The sequence below is a fragment of the uncultured Dokdonia sp. genome, assembly GCF_947492815.1.
GTDB lineage: Bacteria > Bacteroidota > Bacteroidia > Flavobacteriales > Flavobacteriaceae > Dokdonia.
Window position 1 is genome coordinate 1 of sequence record NZ_CANLOB010000060.1, and the last position, 3,094, is coordinate 3,094.

At 29.4% G+C, this 3,094-nt stretch carries 3 protein-coding genes; all 3 read left to right on the top strand.

Going from position 1 to position 3,094, the window contains the following annotated elements:
• Positions 1–212 precede the first annotated feature (212 nt).
• The 3 genes from Q1A01_RS23450 to Q1A01_RS23460 all read left to right on the top strand — a co-directional run bounded on the left by Q1A01_RS23450 (position 213) and on the right by Q1A01_RS23460 (position 2,817).
• A complete protein-coding gene (locus Q1A01_RS23450; RefSeq protein ID WP_299685962.1) occupies positions 213–734 on the top strand; it encodes a hypothetical protein in 522 nt (173 codons plus the stop codon).
• 214 nt (positions 735–948) lie between these two features.
• A complete protein-coding gene (locus Q1A01_RS23455; protein ID WP_299685964.1) occupies positions 949–1,689 on the top strand; it encodes a DUF4253 domain-containing protein in 741 nt (246 codons plus the stop codon).
• 153 nt (positions 1,690–1,842) lie between these two features.
• Positions 1,843–2,817 (top strand): hypothetical protein, encoded by a 975-nt coding sequence (locus Q1A01_RS23460; protein ID WP_299685967.1) that lies wholly within the window; start codon positions 1,843–1,845, stop codon positions 2,815–2,817.
• Positions 2,818–3,094: the final 277 nt, after the last annotated feature.

A 3,094-nucleotide genomic window follows, 5' to 3' on the forward strand; every position in this document is an offset into this window, starting at 1 on the left:
CGAAATAATTAACAATCAAGAAAGAATTGATTATTTGTCTAAATTCTTTTAAACTTAAAAAGTACTAGTGGCAACAATGTGTATAATTCATTGCTAGTACTCGCCTACTTACGAAAATCCTGGCGGATTTTCTATTTGGTTTGTATTTGCTAATTTAGTTACTGAAACACGCAACGAAATCATACACAAACACGTTACCCAAAATTAAAGAAATGCCGAAAAATCTAATATTAGAAAGCCGATTTACATCACATCAAAAAATACATATAACACTATCAATTGGAGCTCCTTTCATTATTACAATATTCTTTTTGCTGAGAATGGACTTAAATAGTAAAGGATATTTAATATTATTAATATTCATTTTGATATACACATCAATGGTTTGTTTGGCTTTTACAAAACGAGGGTTATTAAAACAAAACTCAGACTTATATCGAGGGTTGTTCTTTATGAATAAACTGATATTGAAAAAGAAAATTAACTTATCTGACAAAACAAAAGTGGCGATATTGAAGTTTAAACGAAATCAAAAAATGGCTTGGTTTTCCGCTGCACAGCCTGATATGGCTTTAGAATTTAATGCTTTTGATGTGACCCTTTTAAATAATAAGCATACTCAAAAAGAAATGTTAGTTTCATTAAGTAATGAAACTATTTGTAAAACAACTATTGAATACTTAGAAAGTGAATTTAATCTAAAGCACGAAATTTACAGTCCTGATTTCTCATAAGCGAATGAAAACTTTGGGTAACATGGTGTATAAAACATAGCTAATCAGTATTTAACCGAAAGATTTATTTATATTTAGAATGTCCACCAAATTTTTAATTTGGTTTTTAAAAGAGTAAAATTAAAAACAAAATATAAAAATTCGGCTCTGTGTTAATCCTAAAAGCTAGTGCCTTTTACACGCTACGTTTCATACACAAGCCGTTGTGCAACATATGACAAAAACGCTGCAAATATTGATTTTACTTTTGACTTTCAGTTCTTGTGAAAGTAAAAAGTATAAGCGTCCGAAAAAGTTCAAACCACCCGAAACAGAAGATTTAGTGAAACTTTCACAAGAAAGCGGAATCGATTTATTTGCGATTAAGTTATTGGCAAAACATTCGGACACTTTACCAAGACATTTACGGACTCATATGGGCGGAATTATTTTAATTGACGACCCAGCATTTGACCCAATGGAACAAATGTTCGACGAAAATCGGCCAAACGGAAAAACAGTATTAATTCCTGGAGTTTATATCAATTTAAGGAAAGACCAAAATGCAATCGACATAATTCACGAAATCAGACCCAAAATCCAAAGAAAATTATATGAGATTATGATTGCGGAAAAAAACTTCGGATTTGAACCTGATAAACTGGCAATCATAAAAAGCGAGAATAAATTTGATCCAATTAAATACCAAAGAACAAGCGGAATTAATTACGGAATTGAGAACGATTCTGTAATATCGATACTCAAATATTTTGACAAAAAGCTAAAACTTGAATATGTTGGAGCTGACAATGATTGGTGCGAATTTGAAATTACAGCAGATTCTGTGGATTGGGAATTATTGGCAAAAGAATGTTATAAATTTTGCCCAGATATTGTAGAGCAAGGAACTGACACAGTTGAAAAACTGAAAGAGAAAATGGAAAAAAGTAAACGATTATATTTTTGGTGGGATTAAAAATACGTTGCACAACAATGTATAACCGCAATTACGGCGGATTCAACTACGTCCGAATCCACTCGGAATTGCTAAAGTCTGTGCTAAACCTAAAATAATCGCTAATTTAACCCGTAACTGACGGTTATACGAAACCGTTGGCAAACATTTAAAATGAAGTACAAAATCATAATATTACTTACATTAATCATACTTAGTTCTTGCAAAGACTCAAAGCAAGGAAAAGAAATAGTTATTGAAAAGCATATTATTTCAGAAAAGAAACACACTGAAAAAAAAATCGAACAACTTCAAACCGACTTACCTAAAGTCAATAATAAAGTTACAGACTGTGACGAATATTGGAAAGATAGATTTACAAGTGACAGTTTGAAAGCAGAATATATAAATGAAATAATCTCAAAAAAAACTCTGTCTGAAAATAATTTAAATTTTCTAAATGCTTTAAAGTCTCAGAAAGAAAATAATTTAGTTTTCAAGAATGTTCTATCACCAATTTTTAGATTATCAGATTCTGAAATTGGAATTTTATCTTTTCCAAAGTATGAGAAAATTGACAATAAATTTATCTCTGTCTCAAAGGAAATGGAATTAATCGAAAAATTTGATACAATTACAAATAATACAATGGAACATTTTGGAAAGATTAGGTTTTACCCAATGCTTCTGAATTCTGTAATCGAAAATAATTCTAAACCAAAAATAAATTATTATACGACAAGTAAAATTGATTCTACCAAAATTCTAGAATTAGGGACTTACATAGATGAATGCCTAGAATATTACGAATATTCTATTGACACAACTAATATCACTAAAAATGATAGTTTAATTTTTAGTAGTCCATACAAAATAGATTTAGTTTTTGAGAATAACAAAAGAATAGATTCGCTCATAAAAAGTGATTACAAAAAAGAATGTCTTGATTGTCCAAATAGCCAAGAACTTCAAAAAACATTTGCTAAAATAAAAGGAACTGATAATTTGTATTTTATTTACGCAGATACTTTCCCAATTAACAACGAATTAGACACACCTTCACGAGCGTTGATTTTGATTAATCAAAAAAATAAAATCATTTACTTGTGGTATGAAGAAATTGACTTATTTGGTTGTAGCTGTTTATAAAAAAAACGATTTGCCAACACGGTGTATAAAACATAGCTAATAAGTGCTTAATCGAAAGGTTTGTGTATATTTATAAAATCCGCCAAATTTTTAATTTGGCTTTTAAAAAATGATAAATTAAAAACAAAATATAAAAATTCGGCTCTGTGTTTATCCGAAAAGTTAGTGTCTTTTTGCACGCTACGTTTCATACACAAGTCCGTTACAGCCAATTATCCTAAACATTCTACAAATAGTCAAAAAAATTAAATGAGAAAAAAACTAAAAATTACATTTC

Bases quoted from the DNA above. Each gene is read 5' to 3' on its own strand.
- Q1A01_RS23460 (WP_299685967.1), top strand. From the start codon at position 1,843: ATGAAGTACAAAATCATAATATTACTTACATTAATCATACTTAGTTCT.
- Q1A01_RS23455 (WP_299685964.1), top strand. From the start codon at position 949: ATGACAAAAACGCTGCAAATATTGATTTTACTTTTGACTTTCAGTTCT.
- Q1A01_RS23450 (WP_299685962.1), top strand. From the start codon at position 213: ATGCCGAAAAATCTAATATTAGAAAGCCGATTTACATCACATCAAAAA.